Origin of the sequence: Cohnella rhizoplanae (assembly GCF_948329515.1) — a bacterium.
Lineage (GTDB): Bacteria > Bacillota > Bacilli > Paenibacillales > Paenibacillaceae > Cohnella > Cohnella rhizoplanae.
On record NZ_CAOJCN010000033.1, the window covers coordinates 1 to 19,707 of the forward strand.

Sequence of the window (19,707 nt, forward strand, 5' to 3'; positions counted from 1 at the left end):
CGACAGCACTTGGGCCGCGAGCCGCACCTGGCGCCGGATGTGCTGTCGTACGACAGCACTTGGGCCGCGAGCCGCCACCTGGCGCCGGATGTGATGTCCTACGACGGCACTTGAGCCCGCGGGCCGCCACCTGGCGCCGGAAGTGCTGTCGTACGACAGCACTTGGGCCGCGAGCCGCCACCTGGCGCCGGATGTGATGTCCTACGACAGCACTTGAGCCCGCGGGCCGCCACCTGGCGCCGGATGTGCTGTCGTACGACAGCACTTGAGCCCGCGGGCCGCCACCTGGCGCCGGATGTGCTGTCGTACGACAGCACTTAAACCGCGAGCTACGCCCGGCGTCCAAGGAAGGAATTGACGGCGGCGGGATCCGTGGCGTACAATTTGTTTTATTCCGACTGATCAGTATAAATAAAAACGGAGGCGGTTCAGTGCCAAAGGTCGGAGCGGAGCCCAAACGCCGGGCCGACGTCGTCAACGCGACGCTTACCTGCATCAGCAAGTACGGCATCGACGGCATGACGCTGGACAAGGTCGCCGCGCAGGCGGGCTGCTCGAAGGGCGTCGTTACCTACTACTACAAGAACAAGGACGAGTTGACCGTCGAGGCGTTCAAGTCGTTCATGGCGTATTATGGCGTCAAGATCGAAGCCGAGATCGAGGGCGGCATGCCGGCGGGCGCGATGCTCGAGGTCGCGCTGAAGCATCTGCTGCCGCCGTATGGCGAGGACGCGGGCACGAGCATCAACGTCTCGCAGTTGGACGGCATCGCGGAGATGCGCATCCCGCTCGATGACCAGGCGAGGCTGTTCGTGCAGTTTTTCTCGCGGGCGGCCGTGGATCCCAAGCTCCGGGAGATCATGTCCCTCAGCTACGCGGCGAACCTCGCGGGCATCGCACGGATCTTCGAGCACGGCGACCGGACGGGGGAGCTGACGGCGCCGGATGCGCATGGCGCGGCTTACGGGCTGCTCGCCATGGTCGTGGGCCTGAGCTTCTTCCGGGTGGCGAACGTGGCGCCTGCGGCCGGCGGAGACAACAGATCCATTTGCGAGGACTATGCGAAAAGCTTCATGAAACGGCCATGACCGCGAATAAAGGAGGGCGAAGAAAATGTGGAAAATCGAGAAAGTCGCGGCGGACGGCCGCGAGCCGGTGGCCGTGGTGAGCCTAGGCGAGGGCGGGGAAGTCATCGGGGACGTACAGTCCGCGCTGGATATGATGGCGACCGTGCGGTACGAGACGGATTGCGACCGGATCGCGATCGACAAGACGCTGCTTGACGAGCGTTTCTTCGATCTGAAGACGGGCCTTGCCGGCGAGATCGTGCAGAAGTTCGTCAATTATCACGTGAAGTTCGCGATCGTCGGAGACTTCTCGGGTTACGAGAGCCGGAGTCTGCGGGACTTTATCTACGAATGCAACCAGGGCAGCGATCTGTTCTTCTTGCCGACGGAGCGGCAGGCGGTAGAAAAGCTGGGCGCGACGCGATAGTGCGCAAGGTGGGAATGGATATCGCGTATCCGATGGCCGAGATCCCAGGGGGACGCGTCCATCTCCGGGACGACCGGAAAAAGACGGAATGGACGGTCGAGGTCCGTCCGTTTCTGCTGGCGCCGGTGCCGGTGACGCGCGCGCTGTACGACGCGATCGTGCCGCGGCAGGCCGATGACGCAGCGGAGAGCGGATCGCGGCAATGTCCGGTTACTGAAGTATCCTGGCTGGATGCGATTAGCTTCTGCAATCGGCTGTCGCGCGAGTCGGGATTAACCGAGTGCTACGCCATAGGAGCGGACGGCGAGACGGTCGCTTGGGACGACCGGGCCGGCGGTTACCGTCTGCCGACGGAGGCCGAATGGCAGCATGCATGCCGCGCCGGCACGGAGGGCTACCGGTACGGGGAGCTGGACCTGATCGCTTGGTACAGGGACAATGAGGGAGGCGCCGCGCAGATCGTGGGCGGGAAGCTTCCGAATCCCTGGGGGCTTTACGACATGCTCGGCAACGTGTGGGAATGGTGCTGGGACGTGTACGACGCGCAGGCGTACGGCGCTTACCGGATCTTCCGCGGCGGCAGCTGGGCCGAGGAGGCGAGAGGGTGCGGCGCCACGGTCCGCCGACGCAGCCATCCGACGTTTCGCATCGACGATCTGGGGTTCAGGCTGGCCAGATCGGTCGCGCACGACCATTAGGTTAGCCATGTGAAGGGGGAAGAGACCATGAAGCCGCGCATCACGGTATTGACGCTGGGCGTCGACGATCTGGAGAGATCTTTGGCCTTTTACCGGGACGGACTGGGCCTGCCGACGGAAGGGATCGTCGGGACGGAATTCGAGCACGGCGCGGTCGCTTTCTTTGATCTGCAGGCGGGCCTGAGGCTCGCCATCTGGCGTCGCAGGGATCTCGCGCACGAGGCCAAGGTGGCGCAAGCGCCGCCCAGTCCGACGGAGATGACGATCGGACATAACGTGGGGAGCAAGGAGGAGGTCGATCGGGTCATGGAACAGGCGCGCCTGGCGGGAGCCACCGTCACCGATCCCGCGCACGATACGTTCTGGGGCGGTTATTCGGGTCACTTCATGGATCCCGACGGCCATTTGTGGGAGGTCGTGTGGAATCCGGCCTGGGGCGCCGACTTGCCTTAACGCCGATCCGCGGCTATCATGGGCTTACAAAGTCCATCATCGAGGTGTCCCATGAAGTTTTCGCAGGCGACGGATTACGCGCTCCACGTCATGACCTATCTGATGAGCCACGCGCCGGACAAGCCGGTAGGCGTGCAGACGTTGGCCGACAGGCTGGGCGTGTCCCAGACTTATCTGTCCAAGATGCTAAGCAAGCTGGTGAAGGCGGGGCTCATCGGCTCCGTGTCCGGCGCGAACGGCGGGTACCGGCTCAAGGCGAATTACGATCGCATTTCCTTTCTGGACGTGATCCATGCGATCGAGGGGACGGCTTCGATCTTCGAGTGCGGCCTGAACCACGGCGAGGGATGCGCGATCCAGCAGGTCGTGATGGACGCGGAGCGGCAGATGGAGCAGTACCTGAGCGACAAAAAAATCGCCGATGTCGCGCGGCAGCATACGTCTTGAACGCAAAAAGAGGCCGTGGAGGCCTCTTTTTGTATCGCGCGGCGTATTCGAGCAGCCGCTTGCGGTTGCTTCTTAATTTTTAAGCAAAGCGTAGAACAGCAGGGCGGCGTCGCCCCGGTCGACGATCGCTCTCGGCGTGATCGCGTTCTCATGCAGCGCCGCGCCGGCGCCGACGAAGGCGTCGGTCGCCTCGAGCGCCCAGGCCGGAATGTCGGCATAATCCGGGTACGTCGCGAGCGCGGGCGCCTTGGGATCCTTGGCAGGCAGCTCGCTGCGCAGCGCGTTGTACAGGAACTGGTAGAACTCGGACACGGTCACGGTCCGTCCGCCGCCGAAGGCGGTGCCGGCCGGGTTCGTGCCCTTGGAGATGCCGAGCCGCTTGGCGGCTGCCAGATAGCCGGCCGCATAATCATTGCCGGCGTCCGCGAAGTTGTCCGTCCAGGCCGCGTCCGGCGCGACGTTCAGGATGCGCATGAGGAAGACGAGCGCTTCCTTGCGCGTGAGAGAGACTTCCGGGCTGAACTGTCCGCCCCCGGAACCGTCCGTAATGCCGCGCGCAGCCAGGAATTGTACGGCGTCATACAGCTCGCTAGAGGCCGGCACGTCGGAGAATTTCACCTCTCGATAGGCGATGACCATGTCCGCAGGAAGTACGGTCTTGAAGATCATCCGCTTCGTTCCCGGATCGTAATAACCGCGCAGGATCGTCCCATCGTTCTTTTTCTTCGCGATGACCGCATCCGCATGTCGGTCGTCCGCCAGCATATACGGCACGCTCACCGTGACGGGCTCGTTCGCGGGGATCGCGATCGGCTGACCGTCCGCGGCGGCCAGGGCCAGCGTGACCGAGACATCGCCTTTGTCGTCGGGGGCGGCTGCCGTCAGGCTCAGCGTTACGTCTTTGCCGCCCGCTTGCTTGGCGAGCTCGGCGACGAGGCCCTTGGTGAACGTAACGGAGCCGCCGGGGAGCTCGGCGATGACGGATCCTTTGGATGGGCTGCTCGCGGCAGCGACCAGTACAGTGCCGGGGATCGTCAGCGTCGAGCCGGCGCCTTTAACCGTTGTCGTACCGTCGGCGTTCTCGGTGGCGCTGCCGGAGCCCGTATTCGGCGTCGAAGGCGTGTAAGGCGGATTGACAGGCTCGGAAGCGAACGCGTAGTCCTTCCATGGCGCGATCGTCTCGAATCCGCCGTAATAGCGGTTGTACGCGTTCTCCGCTCTCGCCCCTTCGTCGTCGAACGGATCGTCGTTCAGGAAGTCGGCGGTCTCGGCCGTCATGTCTTTGTCGTAAAAATAGTGGTCCAAATACTCGGCCGTCCGCTGCCGCTGCGGCGTGTCCTCCGAATGTCCGTCTCCGGGTGCCGGCGGCCTGACATTGAACTTCACCAGGTCGTCGGCGTCGTAACCGAGCGCATCGTATACGAACTTCGCCGCCTGCAAGCCGAGCGGATCGCTCTCCGCGCCGTCGCCGTAATCGTTCACCGTATTGTGCAGGACGATGGCTCTCGGCGCCAGGGTCGCGATCAGCTCGTGCTGGTCGAACGGCAGGCGGTCGCCATAACCCCAGGCGCCGTCGAGACGCTCATAGAAGCGGCCCGGCGTGAGGAAGCCGCGGAACAGCTCGATGGTGCGCCCCGGATTGTGACGGATCGTATCGCCCATCATCTCGGTGCCTGCCGCTTTTCCCCAGCTGTATTCATGGCCGATATAAACGTAGCGGTAAGGGGAGGGACCCGTAGCCCCCGCGGCGCTCGGAATGGTGACGTCGATGCGATCGTCGAACACGGCGGATACGAAGGCGTATTTGCCGTTGATGGAATGCCCCGTGACCGCCAGCTTGCCGGGATCGACCAGCGCGCCGACGCCAGCGCCGTACGCGTCTCCCGACGCGGCCAGCAGCTCCAGCGCGTCGATGGCGCGGGAGGCGCCCCATGCCGCGCCCATCTCGTTGCTGATCTCGTTCGTATCGCCGTCCCTGGTGTATGGGAAAAACGTGCGGAACGTGCCGCTTCGCGTCCCCCAAGGATTGTTGCGGTCGTCCGTCGTAACGCTGGTTGGAATGGCAAGCACCGCGTATCCGTCGTCGCCGTACTCGCCGATATACCCGCCGAAGCTCATGACCACCGGCACGGGGCCTTCATGTCCGGAAGCCTGGCGCGCCGCATCGGTAGGCGGATATAAGGTGAAGGTGATCGGAGCGGCGGTCGTCCCGTACGCGATATCCGCGGTGATCGCGAACCCCGCGGGAGAAGGGGCGGGGAACCATCCGAATCCGGGATAGAACGTGCCCGGATTGGCGGGGACCGTCTTCACTTCCTTGATCGTCATCCGGTCCGGCGCCGCCGGCTTGTAGCCGTACTCGTAGAATTGGGCCATGTCCAGAATCTCCTCGCGGCGGCCGCCTGACCCGAACCAGTCGTCTGCGTTCTTGACCTTGGTACCGTCGAAGAACGTCCAGGGATCCGGCAGCGTGAAGAGCGAAGGCAGGTCCTTCGGATCCGGATATCTGGCGTCGGCCCACCGGAGCGCCGCGATCGCGTCCTTCAGACGCTTGGTCACGGAGTTCACCATCGACTGATTGGTCGCACCGACGATTCCCTTGGCCGCGGCGAGCGCGGCGTACAATTCGTTCTCCGATGCCTCGGTCCATACGCCCTTCACCAGCGAGGCGGATTCGACCCAGCGGATCGTGTCTCTGAGCGGCCAGTCGCTGAACTTGAAAGGTGATCTGCCGTCCCAGCCGGCCAGCGTGACCGTGCCCCAGTCGACGGAGTGATCCTGGCTCAGCGCCGCGTAGGCATCGTCCTCATGGCTCCAGAATACGTAGCCGGTCCGCGATGCGCCCTCAGCGGGCGAGTCGCTGATCGCGACCTCGACGCCGAACGAGGTGCCGTTCGCAAGCGCCGCGCCTTCGATCTGCAGCGCCAGCTCGACCCTGTAGCCGTCCGCGGTCTCCGAGGCGGCATAGCTCTTGATCCGGTTCGAATACTCGCGATTCTGCGGGTACGCGTGGACCGAGGAGTGATTGTTGACGCCGGCGTTCAATAGGTACGTCAGATTGCCGTTGGCGCTAATGGTGAACAGCCCGTCGTCATCCTGGAACTTGTCCACCTTGTCGTTCCAGAAGTCGAGTCCGAATACGACGCTGTCCCGGAGCGCGGGATTGTTGGTGGCATTCTGCTGAAGCCCGGTATCCGTCGAGGCGCTTCGGGATTTGGTCGCATCATGCACGTCGACGAGCAGGTAGAGCACCGGACCGTCCCAGACGGCGCGCAGCTCCCCGTAGGTAGCCGACGTCACGGATGCCGTCGCCGTCGCGTTTTTCGCATGCTCGATCCTGGAGGGCTCGGCCGTATGGTAAGCTGCGTCCTGCATGCCGTCGACGGCGATGTTGGCGGACGTAAATGAAGCGCTGAGCGACTTGGACGGCATCGGACCTGCCGGATCCGGCGCGAAGTTAGAGGCCGCGGACGCGGAACCGATCGACCCGAACAGCATGAACGCGGCGATTGCCGCAGCGATTGCCTTTTTACGCATCTCATATCCTCCCTGTAGGCGAAGAGCGCCGCATGCGCGCCTTCGCATGATGACAATACAATTGAATGAAGCGCTTGCACAAAGCCTTTCGAGTCACCACCTGACCATGAGGAGTACTGCGTTTCGCAGCCGGTTGTATGAGCCATCCTGGGTACCTGTGCCATCTCTCGGTTGTCGTATATCCATCATAATCAGGCTGCGCCATGGGTAAAATTTGATTTCTTCGGTACTTCGTTATCAATTTTTACGGATGGCGCCCGAAAGAAAAAACAAAAAAGAGAGGTCCCGGGGACCTCTCTTTTCGATTATTCGTCGTCTTTCTTTTCGTAGGCGATGAGCGTGACGGCATGTCCGCTGGCTGCGGTCAGCTCCTGCTCCATTCGCTTCAGTTCATCCACCTGTTCGTCCTTCAATGCGGCGAACGCGTACTGGGAATCGTCCAAGACCAAGCCTCCTCGCTAGAATGCTGCGCTCCTTATTGTGGGCATTACGCCAGGCGTTTATGAGCGAAGCGCTTCTCTTGCGCCGGTTCATATTCAATTCACAATCCGGCCTTAGTATCCGTAGTAATCAGTCGCACAGGAGGAATGATCATGAACGCGATTAGCAAAGAAAAAGCGGCAAACGGCGGCGAATGGGCGGTCGAGGCGACCGGACTCGTCAAAGCCTTCGGAGCCAACCGCGCGGTGGACGGGGTAAGCCTGAACGTGCGGGCCGGCTCGATCTACGGGGTACTCGGCCCTAACGGCGCGGGCAAGACCACGACGATCCGGATGCTGGCGACGCTGCTCCGTCCGGATGCTGGCTCGGCGCGAATCTTCGGGCACGACGTGACCAAGGAGTCGCAGATCGTCAGGCAGCTAATCGGCGTGACCGGACAGTATGCTTCGGTAGACGAGTCGCTCAGCGCGACGGAGAATCTCATTATCTTTTCCCGGCTGCTCGGCCTGGGGAGAGCGGAGTCGAGGCGCAAGGCGTCGGAGCTGCTGGAGGAATTCGGCCTGACGGAGGCGGCCAAGCGGCCGCTCAAAAACTTCTCGGGCGGCATGCGGCGCCGGCTGGACCTGGCCGCGAGCCTGATCGCGCAGCCGCCGCTCATCTTCCTCGACGAGCCGACGACGGGTCTCGACCCGCGGACGCGCGCCCAGATGTGGGAGACGATCCGCCGCCTGGTGAAGACGGGCTCGACCGTGTTGCTCACGACGCAGTACCTGGACGAGGCGGATCAGCTGGCCGACCGGATCGCGGTCATCGACCGGGGCACCGTGGTAGCTGAGGGGACAGTGGATGAACTGAAGGCTTCGGTCGGCACTTCATCGCTTCACTTGAGAATCCAGGACCAACCGGATATTGGAGAAGCGAGGCGAATCGTCGAGCGGGTGCTCCGGGTTGCGTCGAGCGTCAGCTCGGAGGCTGGGAAGATTACCGCGCCGATGGCGGATGCCGACCGCGTCACCGATCTGCTCGTCGCGCTGCGCGAGTCGGGCATCCGCCTGTCCGAGATCAGCGTGCAGAAGCCGACGCTGGACGAAGTGTTCCTGACGATCACCGGCCATGACGCGCAAGGAGAGGCGGCGCCGGCCGCGCAGGCATCCGATCGCGATCGCAAAGAGGAGGTCATCCGATGAAAAGCACGACCACCGTCCACCCTGGCGCCCGGCTCAAGAATCGCACGAGCTTCGGCCAGTCCGTCCGCCACTCGCTAACCATGGCCTACCGCGGCCTGCTCAAAATCCGCCGTACCCCCGAGCAGCTGTTCGACGTTACGCTGCAGCCGATCATTTTCACCCTGATGTTCACCTATATCTTCGGCGGGGCAATCTCCGGGGACGTGGCCAGCTATCTGCCCGTCATTATCCCCGGCATCCTCGTGCAGACCGTCATCACGACCTCGATCGTGACCGGCGTGCAGCTGCGAGAGGATATGGACAAAGGCGTGTTCGACCGGTTCAAGTCGCTGCCTATCGCCCGGATCGCCCCGCTCGCGGGAGCGCTTCTCGCGGATACGATACGCTACACGATCGCCACCGTGCTCACCTTCGGCATGGGGTACGTCATGGGTTACCGCCCGGACGGCGGGCTTGGCCATGTCGCGATCGCGGCCGTCCTCGTGATCTTCTGCTCCTGGGCGATCAGCTGGATCTTCGCCTTCTTCGGCGTCATCGCGCGCACCGCGTCGAGCGTGCAGGGCATCTCGATGATCGTATTGTTCCCGCTCACGTTTCTCTCCAATGCGTTCGTGCCGACGGATACGATGCCGAATTGGCTGCAGTGGTTCACCGACATCAACCCCATCTCGCACTTGGTCACCGCCGTCCGCGATCTCGCCAACTCGGGCACCGTCGGCTGGGATCTCGGCATCTCGCTAATCGGCGCGGGCGTCATCGTCGCGATCTTCGCGCCGATCACGGTCCGGGCGTACATGCGTCGGACGTAAAGTCGGCGAGGAGATGGCAAGGGCATTGCGATTGATCGGCAGACGGAGACCTGATGCACATTTTACGTGCAACACCGTCGCCGCTGTCGCCGATTGGTCGTGACACGCGGGCACCATGCACATTTTCTGTGCACCATCATTGCCGCTGTCTTCGATTGGTCGTCGTACGCACGCACCATGCACATTTTCTGTGCACCATCATCGCCGCTGTCGCCGATAGGTCGTGACACGCGGGCACCATGCACATTTTCTGTGCACCATCATCGCTGCTGTCGCCGATTGGTCGTCGTACGCACGCACCATGCACATTTTCTGTGCACCATCATTGTCGCTGTCTCCGATTGGTCGTCGCTCTTGTGCACCGGGCATACTGTCTATCGCTTTAGGAAAAAGACCGCCAATTGGCGGTCTTTTGCGTAAGCGCGACAGCGGCGCTTGGGCGTACACTGCGTACTTTATGGATGATAAGAGAAGCCTCAAACGAGACTAAAGGAGAGTTTGTTCCTAACCGAGACTTCTTGCGGCGGTTCCGCCATGAGTGTGGTTGGTTTGTTCTTATCCGAGACTTCTTGCGCGGAACGGCCACGAGTGTCGTTGGTTTGTTCTTAACCGAGACTACCTGCAGGGACTCGTCCGCGAGTAGGGCGGGTTGTTCCTACCCGAGACTACCTGAAGGAGCCCGGCCGCGAGTATGTCTGGGTTTGTTCCTACCCGAGACTACTTGCGGCGGTACGTCCACGAGTATGGCGGGTTTGTTCCTATCCGAGACTTCTTGCGGCGGAACGGCCACGAGTGTCGTTGGTTTGTTCTTAACCGAGACTACCTGCAGGGACTCGACCACGAGTAGGGCGGGTTTGTTCTTATCCGAGACTTCTTGCGGAGGTACGGCCACGCGTATGGATGGCATGTTCCTATCCGAGACTACCTGCAGGGACTCGGCCACGAGTGTAGTTGGTTTGTTCCTATCCGAGACTACCTGCAGGGACTCAGCCACGAGTAAGTTCGGTTTGTTCTTATCCGAGACTACCCACAAGGACTCGGCCACGAGCATGCCAGTTTTGTTCCTATCCGAGTCCGACCTTCGGCTCGCCGGCTCGGGTAAACTTTGCGAATCAAGCGCGGGCATGAACCCGCTCTCCCTGCACCCACACCTCGCGGATGTTCTCGGGGCGGACGAGATACATGATCTTTTGGAAGATCTCGTGCAGCGGTTCGCCCTCGCCGAACACGGGCAGGCGAGCGCCGGCGAGCGCGATGTCGACGATCTGCGCATCCCAGGCGTAGCCCTCCGCCAGGCGGCCGATCGGCAGGCTCAGGGCTTCGCCGCCGCCGGCCGTGGCGAGATAGAACGCCTCGTCGATCGTGATGCGGGAGGCCGGCACGCCGCGCGCGTCCGCGGGGAGGGAGGGGTCCACGCCGTCCTCCAGCATGCGCGACGAGATGACCGCCTGCCGCGCGTTGTCGTACAGGCTCGGCGAATAGCCGCCGGAGACGTCCGAGCCGAGGCCGACTTCCACTCCCTTGTCAATCCAGCGGGCGATCGGAATGACGCTGCCCGCGAAGTAAGCGTTGGAGATCGGGCAGTGGCCGATCGCCGTCCCGGTCTCCGCGAACAGGGCCGCGTCGTCCTCGTCCAGGAAATTGCAGTGCGCCATGACGGACTTGTCGCCGAGCAGCCCGAAGTCCCGTAGCGCGGAGGCGTCGCGCTTGCCCGTCCGCGCCAGCACGTGGCCGTGCGCCCAGTCGCTCTCGCTGCAATGCGACTGGACATGCGTATCGTGCTTCGCGGCCAGCTCGCCCAGACCCTTCAAGACCTCGTCCGTGCAGCTGGGGATGAACCGCGGCGTCACTACCGGGTATACGCCCTGCTTGGCGGTCTTCGCCAGCGCCTTGACGGCGACGATAAAAGCCTCCGTATCGGCCAGCGCTGACGCAGCGTCGGCATCCCGATAGTAGTCGGGATTCTGCGCCGGATCGTCCATGACCACCTTGCCGACCAGGCCGCGCTGCCCCTTTCTCGCGCAGATCTCGGCCAGCAGCAGGCTGGATTCTTTGTGGATTGTGGCAAAGTAGAGGGCGGTCGTCGTGCCGTTGGCGAGCAGCGCGGACACCAGATCCTCGTAAACCTCAGCGGCAAAGTCCGGATCCGCGAACTTCGACTCCAGCGGGAACGTATACGTATGCAGCCAATCGTACAGCGGGATGTCGAGCGCCGTGCCGGACTGCGCCCACTGCGGCGCATGCACGTGCAGATCGACGAAGCCGGGCAGCAGGTACTGTCCCGGCGCCAGACGATGATACTGCGCCGTGCCCGCGTATGCGTCCCGTAAGGACGCGTAGTCCGCGGCATCCGGCGCGATCGCCCTCGCGATGACGCCTTGCTCGTTCAGGCAGAACAGATAGTCCTTCAAGATCTCGATTTCCTTGGGGGAGCGGGCGGTGAACGCCGTCCCTTGAAACACGCGGGCGAATGCTTTCATGGGTGGTCTCCTTGCCATTTCGCATTTGAATTTTTATCATTATAGGGAATCTGAATGGGGAAGTCCATGAATCCGTGCGAAAGTTGTGCGCGGCGACCGATGAAAGACCGCCCGATAGGCCATGCTAGCCAAACCAAGCCGCAAGGAGGATGCGTCATGTCGCCGACAGCCGGGCAGGTGCCCTACGGCTATGAGCCGCCGGTCCAGAGGGAGAAAGGCACGCTGATCTATTACGATACTTTCGAGGAGACGACGGACGAGCAGCTCGACGTGGCCGCCGAGACGGCCAAGGCGCGTGCGTTCGAGCGGTTCGTGCTGTACCCGATCCATGAGGAGACCGCGAAGCGCATGTCCAAGGCACCCGTGAGCGCGTATTACAAGCGGGAGAAGAGGCTGGCGGAGTGGGCGCAGTCGAGAGCCCCGGGGCAGGCCGACCCCGAGATCGACCGCTGGGAAGGCAAGAGAAAGAAGTATACGCCGATGGAGGCCGCGCTGCGCCATTTGACGGAGACGCTGCCGGGTCCGCATTTCGTATATATGACCCCGGATACGGCGAATCTGTTCGCGTCGTACGACGTCTTCGAGACATGGATCGCGAAGATCCGGCTGATTCTGTCCGCCGTGCCGGCGAGTCCGGCGCCTCTGCTCGAGCGGTATCGCAGCCGCTGGAATCTGGCATGGGAGGATGAATAAGCGATTGCCTCCGCCAGCAGCTTCCGGTCCAGCCGGAGGCTTTTTTGCCGTGAGCGTCCCTTGCGCTAAACGCGGGTAAGTAGGATTTATTCCTATTTAAATAGAGGTGCCCCTATGTGCGGCGATACACGATACAAACGACGATCGAGGAATTAATGGCGATGTTCGCCCTGGACCGCGTCGGACACGCGAATCTGACGCCTAACTATAATGTCGCGCCCACGCAGACGGTGCCCGCGATCATCGCGGAGGACGGGGAGCGGGTGCTCGCAGAGTTGAGATGGGGACTGATACCGTTCTGGGCCAAGGACGAGAAGGTCGGATTCAAGATGATCAACGCGAGGGCCGAATCCGTCGCCGCCAAGCCCGCGTACCGCAATCTGATCAAGCGTCGGCGCGCCGTCATCCCGGCGGACGGGTTCTATGAATGGAAGAAGGAGAAGGAAGGCAAGCAGCCCTTCCGGTTCGTGCTTAAATCCGGGGAACCGTTCGGCTTTGCCGGCCTGTGGGACGAGTGGCGCGGCCCCGACGGACCGGTGCGGAGCTGCACGATCATCACGACGACGCCCAACTCGCTCGTCGCGGACATTCACGATCGCATGCCGGTCATGCTGCCCGACGAGGCGGTCGGCCGATGGCTCGATCAGGCCGTAGAGGACGCTGACGAGCTCAAGGGGCTGCTCGTACCGTACGATGCCGACCGGATGCGCAGATACCCCGTCTCCAGGGAGGTGGGATCCGTCCGCAACACGGGCGCGGAGCTCATCCAAGAGGTAGCGCTTAATAGCAAATGACCGGATTGGCGAAAACGGTTGCAAAATGTCAGAAACGAGCCCTTATCCGATGAGGAAAGGGCTCGTTCGCATGCGGCGTTACGAAGCAAAGAATACGCTTACTTTTTCTCATGATTCTCATACGAAGGCCCGTCGCACGGCGTTTTTCGGCGATAAGGCTTGACGCGGCCGATTTCATAAAAGCGCTTTATCATAAATAAAATCCATATAATGGATATAAATGATTTAGATTGCTTAAAGTTACCACGAGCAGAATATGGGTCTTAAGACCTAATATATTGAATTCAAGACAAGGTCCCATGCAAATAATGTCATTTACACAATTTGCCTGTTATCCGCACTAAGGCATACGCCGACCGATAAAAATTGGGCAATCTTGGAACGAAAAATGTCTGAAAGTGTCCCCGGTCATGACCGAAGGCACCCCGATCCTTATCTAACTACCCATTCGATAATCGGTACTCCCGTAGCATGGGCATGTCAATTTCGGCAAGGTATGTTGAAAATGAACCTTTACACGCAGAAACGAGGGACCCTGACGAACAGATTGGAAATTTCTCATCATACAAGGGAAGGCGTTGATTGGAATGGCTATGCAGAGCAAGGTGGAACCGTACGTATTGTTCGAGGAACGCAACCGGATCGCAGAGGAAATCCATGATCGCATTTGCCCCCATTTATTCGGCATAACCTACGCGGTTCATTCCGCCGAGCAGGATTGGAGCGGCATGTCCAGCGAGCAGCATCTGGATCTGCTGCGGGAGATTCAACAGGCCGCGGCCGAAGCGACGCGCGAGCTGCGCAAGACGATCTACGACCTGAGCGCTTCCGAGCATGGGGATGCTTCCTGGCTATGCGGCGTCGAATCGCTGCTGGCCAGTCAGGCCAAGCTCAGCGGCGTGCGCATCCGGTTCAGGCCGCCCGCGCCTGATCGGCGCGTCACCGTACATCATCAGAAGGCGCTGTACCGGATCATCGCGGAGGCGACCGGCAACGCGATCCGCCACGGCAAGTGCAGCGCCGTCGACGTTAGGCTGACGCTGCGGCGCTGTTCGGCCACGCTCAAGATATGGGACAACGGCAAGGGCTTCGATTGCGGCGCGACGCGTCTCGGCAACGACGACTCCGGCCATGGGCTGCGGAATATGAAGACGCTCGCCGCCGCGCTCGGCGGGAGCTTGCAGATCGATAGCGAGGAGGGGCGCGGGACGTGTATCGTCGCGCGGCTGCCGCTGTCCGACGGATAAGAGACGGGACTGAATCGGATTGAACTGACGGAATAAGACAGACGGACGGTGATCATATGAAGATCGTAATCGTGGACGACCACCCGCTCGTACGCAGAGGCTTAAGGGCGGTCCTGTCCGGAGAGGAAGGATTCGAGATCGTGGGAGAGGCGGAGACCGTATTGGGCGCGCTGTCGGTGATCGAGACGGCGAGACCGGATCTCGTCATCCTGGATATCCGTCTCGGCGCGGATTCCGGGTACGACCTCGTACGCTCGCTGCGCGGACTGGGCTGCCGCTACATGATGCTCACTTCATCGGCTTCGGAGGCCGATATCCGCAGGGCGAAGGAGTGCGGGGCCGATGGCTACGTACTCAAGGACGCCGCGCCGGACGAACTGCTGCTCGCCGTCAAGATGATCGGCAGAGGGCGCAAGTACTTTGACCAGAGCCTGCTCGGGACGCTGCTCCGCAAGGAGTCCGACGATCCGCTGGAGAAGCTGACGCCCAAGGAACGCGAAGTGCTGATCGCGCTCGGGGAGGGACTGTCCAACGGCGCCGTGGCCAAAAAGCTGGTCATCAGCGAGTTCACGGTCAAGAAGCACGTGAGCCGAATTTTCCAAAAGCTGAACCTGACCGACCGTACCCAGGCGGCCTTGTTCGCGCAGTCGCAGGGCATCGGAGACTTCTCGCCGCCGGATATCCGGACGGAGAGCGGCTTCGCGCTCCCGAATGGTACCAAAGTATAATATGCATACCTACCGACGCGGCAGGACGATGGCTTCCGAAGAAGAAGCAAAATCATCCTGCCGCGTAATAGTTTTGAAAGTCGACGGCGATTTACAATAAAAGCAGGACGGGGCAAGGGAGGCCAAAACGAAAACGAATATCGGAAAATGAGTCAGAAAATTCTGATATTTATTTCATTTACAAAAGAAATCAGCATCGGAGGAAGCGTTTTGGAAATTCAACGGTATTGGAGCGTAGTCCGAAAAAGGCTCTGGCTAATCGCCTTGATTACGATCGCCATGTGTACGGCGGTCGGCTATTATACCAGTCAACATATGAGACCGACCTATCAAGCCGCCGCCAAGCTAATGGTGTACGAGAGCGAAGCCCCCGGCAATACGACCTCAGCGCCCGACGCCGGCGCCATCAACTCCAACATATTGCTGATCAAAACCTTCAAGCAGCTGATCCTGACGCCCCGAATATTGGACAAGGTCGCAGCGGCCTATCCCGATCTCCATACGACGGCCGGCGAGCTCTCCGCGAAGATCGGCATCTCTTCCGTCAGCGAAACGCAGATTATGACCGTCATCGCGACGGACGGCTCCTACGAACGTGCGGCCGACATGGCCAACGCCGTCACCAAGGTGTTCCAGGAAGAGATCCGCACGCTGATGAACCTGAATAACGTATCCGTCCTCAACTGGGCCGATCCGGAAGCCCCCCGGGGGCCGAGCTCCCCGAGTCCCGCCAAGAACGTCGCCATCGCGTTCGTCCTAAGCATCCTTATCGGCATCGCGCTCTCCTTCCTGCTCGATCACATGGACGACTCCGTCAAGACCGAGCAAGAGGTACGCGCCAAGCTGGGGCTGCCCCTGCTGGCGGACGTGCCGCGGATCAAGCGGCGCGACCTGATCGAGCCCGACGATTCGGAGCGAACGACCATGGGAGCGAGGGGGAAGACGAATGTCACGATGGATGCGTAAGCGGGGATTGATCGCGGCGGATAATCCGAAGTCGGCCGCGGCGGATACGTACCGCAGACTCAAGACCGGCATCGAGTGGTCTGTCCGGGACGAGGGCATGAAGACGATCGCCATCGCCTCGGCCGAGCCGGGAGAGGGCAAGAGCACCACGTCCTCCAACATCGCGGTCGCATATGCCAAGGCGGGACGGCGGGTGCTGCTGCTGGACACGGACCTGCGCAAGCCGGCGCAGCATCAGATCTTCGAGCTGCCGAACGACACGGGCCTTAGCACGGCGCTGGCCGGACGCGGCGGACTGGATCAGGTAGCGCGGCGCACGGCGTACGCCAACCTTCAGGTGGTGTGCGCGGGGCCGACGCCGTCCAATCCGTCCGAGCTGCTCGATTCGGACGCGATGAGCGCGCTGCTCGAGGCGGCGAAGGAGAGATTCGATATCGTCATCGTAGATACGACCTCAATTGCCGCGGCATCCGACGCGATGATCGTCGCCGACAAGTGCGACGGCGCCGTGCTCGTCATCCGCCGCGGCAAGACCAAGCTGGACGCGGTCCAGAAGGCGAAGGATACGCTCTCGTCCGGACGCGTCCGGGTCGTGGGCGCGGTGTTCAACCGCAGAGGACGCTAGGGAACGGCACTTCGATCGAAGAACGCAAGTTCCAAGGAAATGTCTCCTGCTCCTTTATCACCGGAGGCACTCGGCCATGCTGTGGGTCAGCGGACCTTAGACGTTTATCGTCGGGGGTGTGGCGTGAGGACGGGTTCGATGCCCGCTAATCTTTATCTTTCTTAGCAAGCGATTAATAGGCATGACTAAAAAGAGAAATACGGATGGGGTGAGAGCGCATGAAAAAAGTGAGAAAAGCGATTATTCCCGCGGCCGGTCTCGGCACCCGCTTCCTGCCCGCCACCAAGGCGATGCCCAAGGAAATGCTGCCGATCGTCGACAAGCCAACCATACAGTATATCGTAGAAGAAGCGATCGAATCCGGTATCGAAGACATTATCGTCGTGACAGGCAAAGGAAAACGGGCGATCGAGGATCACTTCGACATCGCCTTCGAGCTGGAGCACACGCTGGAAGAAAAGGGCAAGCTCGACATTCTGAGCAAGGTTCGCAAATCGTCCAACGTCGAGATCCACTACATCCGGCAAAAGGAAGCCAAAGGCCTCGGACATGCCGTCTGGTGCGCCCGCAACTTCATCGGCAACGAGCCGTTCGCCGTACTGCTGGGCGACGACATCGTGCAGTCGGAGACGCCGTGCACGCGGCAGCTGATCAGCCAGTACGAGCAGACCGGCAAGTCGGTCATCGGCGTGCAGGCGGTCGGCACCGATCAGACCAACCGTTACGGCATCCTCGACCCGATCGAGCGCCGCGGACGTCTGTACCAGGTGCGCCGTTTTGTAGAGAAGCCGCCGATCGGCCAGGCGCCATCGAATCTGGCGATCATGGGCCGGTACGTGCTGACGCCGGAGATCTTCGAGTTCCTCGGCAGGCACGAGATCGGCGCAGGCGGCGAGATTCAGCTGACCGACGCGATCCAGCAGCTGAACGAGGCGCAGGGCGTTCATGCCTACGACTTTGAAGGGATGCGTTACGACGTCGGCGAGAAGCTCGGCTTCATCATGACGACGATCGATTTTGCGCTGAGGGACGAGGAACTCAGATACCGTCTGATGGACGGGCTCGAGTCGCTCATCCAGCGCGAGAAAGTGGGGGATAGCCATGGCTCTGCGGTATGACATGGATCTGGTCGCCCGTCTGACGGACTTCGAGCGCAAGCGGCTCGCGGCTCAGAACGACGGCAAGCTGGCGATGTATACGTCGGTCAAGCGCGGCATGGACGTCGCAGGCGCCCTGTGCGCCCTGGCGCTGTTCAGCCCGGTCTTCGCGGTCACGGCCGCGCTGATCAAGCTCGAGAGCCCGAAGGCGCCCGTCTTCTTCCAGCAGACGCGCATCGGCAAAAACGGACGCAAGTTCAAAATGTACAAGTTCCGCTCGATGGTGCCGGACGCGGAGCAGAAGCTCGCGGCGCTGCTCGCCAAGAACGAGATCAAAGGCGCGATGTTCAAACTGAAGGACGACCCGCGGATCACCCGGATCGGGCGCTTCATCCGCAAGACGAGCATCGACGAGCTCCCTCAGCTCGTGAACGTGCTCAAAGGCGAGATGTCGCTGGTCGGCCCCCGGCCGCCGCTGCAAAGAGAGGTGGAGGAATACTCGGACTACGACAAGCTTCGGCTCTCCGTAAGCGGAGGCTGCACGGGACTCTGGCAAGTCACCGGCCGCAGCAAGCTCAGCTTCGAGCAGATGGTCGAACTGGACCTGGAATACATTCGCAAACGGAGCATTCGGGGGGATCTGAAGATTATTTTCCGGACCTTCAAGCTGCTGCTTGGGGCCAAAGACGCTTTTTAAGGGTGGCGACAAATGAACAAGATCTTGTTTATTACGAATCGGCTGCCTTTTCCCGGCACGGACGGCCGCAAAAACATGCTGCTGCAGTATGTTCGGCACATGAAAGATATCTACCCGGACGGCGAAATCATAAACCTGTCGTTCGTGGACGACCCCAAATACCTGCCCAAGCGGCCGCCGGAGATCGGCAGGCTCGTCGAGCTGAAGCCGCCGGGCAAGCTGGAAAAGCTGTATAACATCGTCTGGCACTCGCTGATCCGGCGCAAGTGGCCGCTGCAGGTGTCGGTGTACTACAGCCGCAAGACGCACCGTCAGATCCGCGAGTTCGTCCGCGAGGAGGAGCCGGACTTCGTGCTCTACGACATGGTGCGGGTGGCCGAATACCTGTCGCCGGGCCGGGGCCGCAAGGTGCTGAGCTACGACGACCTGCTGTCGCTGCGCTATCGCCGGCAGCTCGACTGGTTCCAGTACATTCCGTCGGTGCTCGGCGGATTCGCGGACAAGCTCCCGGGCGGGCTGAAAAAGTTCGCCGACCTGAAGTTCGTGCAGAAGTGGCTCATCGCGTTCGAGAGCAAGATGCTGGGCAGATACGAAAAGCAAGTGGCCTCCCGTTTCGACCATCTGATCTTCACCTCCCCGGCCGAAGCGCAAAACTTCAGGAAGACGACGCTTCACGAATCCTGCCACGGCGTCCCGATGAAGGTCGAACCGGACCTGCGGATGCAGGCGAAGGGCTCCCGGCTCTACGACAAAAACAAGGTCGTGTTCGTCGGGAAGATGGATATTCCCCACAACAGCTCGGCAGCCGTGTACTTCTGCGAGAAGGTATGGCCCAGAATTAAGCAGAGCAATCCGGCCGCGGTCTTCTACATCGTCGGCAAGAACCCGAACGCGGAGGTGCTGCGCCTGCAGCGCGACCATCCGGGCGTCATCGTCACCGGCGAGGTGGACGACGTCAAGCGGATCGTCGGCGACTCCGCTCTCATGATCGCGCCGCTGCTGTTCGGCACCGGGATCAAGACGAAGATTCTCGAAGCGATGTCCTGGGGCGTGCCCGTCGTCACGAATCAAATCGGAAGCGAAGGACTCGACGCGAATCACGGAGAAGACCTGTTCGTGTGCGAATCGGAGGATGAGATGGTACGGAGCGTGCTGCTGCTGATGGGCGACAGCGAGATCAACGACAGCATATCGGGCAATTCGATCCGGTACGTGAGCCGCAGGTTCAGCGGTTCGGCTACCCGCAAAAACATGGAGCTGATCTTATCCTAGCGCAGAACCGCGATGAGCCGGTCGATCTCGTCCGCGCGGCGG

19 protein-coding genes are annotated in these 19,707 nt (G+C 61.4%); 16 read left to right on the plus strand and 3 right to left on the minus strand.

What is annotated here, in order from left to right; translation table 11 throughout:
- The first annotated feature begins 431 nt into the window (after positions 1-431).
- Genes PQG80_RS26710 through PQG80_RS26730 form a run of 5 tightly spaced genes read left to right on the plus strand, consistent with a single transcriptional unit; the run spans position 432 to position 3,092 of the window.
- Entirely contained in the window at positions 432-1,088 is a 657-nt protein-coding gene (locus PQG80_RS26710) for a TetR/AcrR family transcriptional regulator (RefSeq protein WP_271754797.1), read from the plus strand.
- Between the two features lie 25 nt (positions 1,089-1,113).
- The gene (locus PQG80_RS26715; protein ID WP_271754799.1) at positions 1,114-1,494 is read left to right on the plus strand and encodes a DUF4180 domain-containing protein; all 381 of its coding nucleotides are present in this window, start codon (positions 1,114-1,116) and stop codon (positions 1,492-1,494) included.
- A 14-nt stretch (positions 1,495-1,508) separates the two neighbouring features.
- On the plus strand, positions 1,509-2,192 hold the full coding sequence (locus tag PQG80_RS26720; RefSeq protein ID WP_271754801.1) for a formylglycine-generating enzyme family protein: 684 nt from the start codon (positions 1,509-1,511) through the stop codon (positions 2,190-2,192).
- Between the two features lie 27 nt (positions 2,193-2,219).
- Entirely contained in the window at positions 2,220-2,645 is a 426-nt protein-coding gene (locus PQG80_RS26725) for a VOC family protein (protein ID WP_271754803.1), read from the plus strand.
- Between the two features lie 51 nt (positions 2,646-2,696).
- Positions 2,697-3,092 carry an RrF2 family transcriptional regulator gene (locus PQG80_RS26730; protein WP_271754805.1) on the plus strand — a complete coding sequence of 132 codons (396 nt, stop codon included), beginning with the start codon at positions 2,697-2,699 and terminating at the stop codon, positions 3,090-3,092.
- Between the two features lie 72 nt (positions 3,093-3,164).
- Here PQG80_RS26730 and PQG80_RS26735 read toward each other — a convergent pair whose 3' ends face one another.
- Positions 3,165-6,629, minus strand: a complete 3,465-nt coding sequence (locus tag PQG80_RS26735) for a glucuronyl esterase domain-containing protein (RefSeq protein WP_271754807.1) — start codon at positions 6,627-6,629, stop codon at positions 3,165-3,167.
- A gap of 305 nt (positions 6,630-6,934) precedes the next feature.
- Positions 6,935-7,072, minus strand: a complete 138-nt coding sequence (locus tag PQG80_RS26740; RefSeq protein WP_271754809.1) for a hypothetical protein — start codon at positions 7,070-7,072, stop codon at positions 6,935-6,937.
- A gap of 150 nt (positions 7,073-7,222) precedes the next feature.
- On the opposite strand from PQG80_RS26740, the gene PQG80_RS26745 reads away from it, so the two are divergent.
- Both PQG80_RS26745 and PQG80_RS26750 read left to right on the plus strand, forming a co-directional pair.
- Positions 7,223-8,257: an ATP-binding cassette domain-containing protein gene (locus PQG80_RS26745; protein WP_271754811.1), complete on the plus strand. Its 1,035-nt coding sequence runs from the start codon at positions 7,223-7,225 to the stop codon at positions 8,255-8,257.
- On the plus strand, positions 8,254-9,066 hold the full coding sequence (locus PQG80_RS26750; protein WP_271754813.1) for an ABC transporter permease: 813 nt from the start codon (positions 8,254-8,256) through the stop codon (positions 9,064-9,066). The genes PQG80_RS26745 and PQG80_RS26750 overlap by 4 nt, the downstream gene beginning before the upstream one ends.
- Positions 9,067-10,178: 1,112 nt before the next feature.
- Here the strand turns inward: PQG80_RS26750 and guaD are convergent.
- Positions 10,179-11,546, minus strand: coding sequence for a guanine deaminase (gene guaD, locus PQG80_RS26755; RefSeq protein ID WP_271754815.1), 1,368 nt, complete (start codon positions 11,544-11,546; stop codon positions 10,179-10,181).
- 156 nt (positions 11,547-11,702) lie between these two features.
- Between guaD and PQG80_RS26760 the strand changes: the two genes are divergently transcribed.
- The 9 genes from PQG80_RS26760 (at position 11,703) to PQG80_RS26800 (ending at position 19,665) form a co-directional block, all read left to right on the plus strand.
- Positions 11,703-12,239, plus strand: a complete 537-nt coding sequence (locus tag PQG80_RS26760; protein ID WP_271754817.1) for a hypothetical protein — start codon at positions 11,703-11,705, stop codon at positions 12,237-12,239.
- Positions 12,240-12,355: 116 nt separating this feature from the next.
- Positions 12,356-13,033, plus strand: coding sequence for an SOS response-associated peptidase (locus PQG80_RS26765; RefSeq protein ID WP_271754820.1), 678 nt, complete (start codon positions 12,356-12,358; stop codon positions 13,031-13,033).
- A gap of 587 nt (positions 13,034-13,620) precedes the next feature.
- Entirely contained in the window at positions 13,621-14,280 is a 660-nt protein-coding gene (locus PQG80_RS26770) for a sensor histidine kinase (RefSeq protein ID WP_271754822.1), read from the plus strand.
- A gap of 56 nt (positions 14,281-14,336) precedes the next feature.
- Positions 14,337-15,008, plus strand: a complete 672-nt coding sequence (locus PQG80_RS26775; protein ID WP_271754824.1) for a response regulator — start codon at positions 14,337-14,339, stop codon at positions 15,006-15,008.
- Between the two features lie 210 nt (positions 15,009-15,218).
- The gene (locus PQG80_RS26780) at positions 15,219-15,974 is read left to right on the plus strand and encodes a YveK family protein (RefSeq protein WP_271754826.1); all 756 of its coding nucleotides are present in this window, start codon (positions 15,219-15,221) and stop codon (positions 15,972-15,974) included.
- Positions 15,955-16,599, plus strand: coding sequence for a CpsD/CapB family tyrosine-protein kinase (locus tag PQG80_RS26785; protein ID WP_271754828.1), 645 nt, complete (start codon positions 15,955-15,957; stop codon positions 16,597-16,599). The genes PQG80_RS26780 and PQG80_RS26785 overlap by 20 nt, the downstream gene beginning before the upstream one ends.
- A gap of 218 nt (positions 16,600-16,817) precedes the next feature.
- Complete coding sequence (gene galU, locus PQG80_RS26790; RefSeq protein ID WP_271754830.1) at positions 16,818-17,717, plus strand: UTP--glucose-1-phosphate uridylyltransferase GalU; 900 nt, start codon at positions 16,818-16,820, stop codon at positions 17,715-17,717.
- A complete protein-coding gene (locus PQG80_RS26795) occupies positions 17,701-18,393 on the plus strand; it encodes a sugar transferase (RefSeq protein ID WP_271754832.1) in 693 nt (230 codons plus the stop codon). Before galU ends, PQG80_RS26795 begins: the two co-directional genes overlap by 17 nt.
- Positions 18,394-18,405: 12 nt before the next feature.
- Positions 18,406-19,665: a glycosyltransferase gene (locus tag PQG80_RS26800; RefSeq protein WP_271754834.1), complete on the plus strand. Its 1,260-nt coding sequence runs from the start codon at positions 18,406-18,408 to the stop codon at positions 19,663-19,665.
- Positions 19,666-19,707 lie beyond the last annotated feature (42 nt).

What these genes read in the sequence shown, in the direction of transcription:
- PQG80_RS26715 (WP_271754799.1), top strand. Translation starts at nt 1,114, where the DNA reads ATGTGGAAAATCGAGAAAGTCGCGGCGGACGGCCGCGAGCCGGTGGCC.
- PQG80_RS26720 (WP_271754801.1), top strand. Translation starts at nt 1,509, where the DNA reads ATGGATATCGCGTATCCGATGGCCGAGATCCCAGGGGGACGCGTCCAT.
- PQG80_RS26725 (WP_271754803.1), top strand. Translation starts at nt 2,220, where the DNA reads ATGAAGCCGCGCATCACGGTATTGACGCTGGGCGTCGACGATCTGGAG.
- PQG80_RS26730 (WP_271754805.1), top strand. Translation starts at nt 2,697, where the DNA reads ATGAAGTTTTCGCAGGCGACGGATTACGCGCTCCACGTCATGACCTAT.
- PQG80_RS26735 (WP_271754807.1), bottom strand. Translation starts at nt 6,629, where the DNA reads ATGCGTAAAAAGGCAATCGCTGCGGCAATCGCCGCGTTCATGCTGTTC.
- PQG80_RS26745 (WP_271754811.1), top strand. Translation starts at nt 7,223, where the DNA reads ATGAACGCGATTAGCAAAGAAAAAGCGGCAAACGGCGGCGAATGGGCG.
- PQG80_RS26750 (WP_271754813.1), top strand. Translation starts at nt 8,254, where the DNA reads ATGAAAAGCACGACCACCGTCCACCCTGGCGCCCGGCTCAAGAATCGC.
- guaD (WP_271754815.1), bottom strand. Translation starts at nt 11,546, where the DNA reads ATGAAAGCATTCGCCCGCGTGTTTCAAGGGACGGCGTTCACCGCCCGC.
- PQG80_RS26760 (WP_271754817.1), top strand. Translation starts at nt 11,703, where the DNA reads ATGTCGCCGACAGCCGGGCAGGTGCCCTACGGCTATGAGCCGCCGGTC.
- PQG80_RS26770 (WP_271754822.1), top strand. Translation starts at nt 13,621, where the DNA reads ATGGCTATGCAGAGCAAGGTGGAACCGTACGTATTGTTCGAGGAACGC.
- PQG80_RS26775 (WP_271754824.1), top strand. Translation starts at nt 14,337, where the DNA reads ATGAAGATCGTAATCGTGGACGACCACCCGCTCGTACGCAGAGGCTTA.
- PQG80_RS26785 (WP_271754828.1), top strand. Translation starts at nt 15,955, where the DNA reads ATGTCACGATGGATGCGTAAGCGGGGATTGATCGCGGCGGATAATCCG.
- galU (WP_271754830.1), top strand. Translation starts at nt 16,818, where the DNA reads ATGAAAAAAGTGAGAAAAGCGATTATTCCCGCGGCCGGTCTCGGCACC.
- PQG80_RS26795 (WP_271754832.1), top strand. Translation starts at nt 17,701, where the DNA reads ATGGCTCTGCGGTATGACATGGATCTGGTCGCCCGTCTGACGGACTTC.
- PQG80_RS26800 (WP_271754834.1), top strand. Translation starts at nt 18,406, where the DNA reads ATGAACAAGATCTTGTTTATTACGAATCGGCTGCCTTTTCCCGGCACG.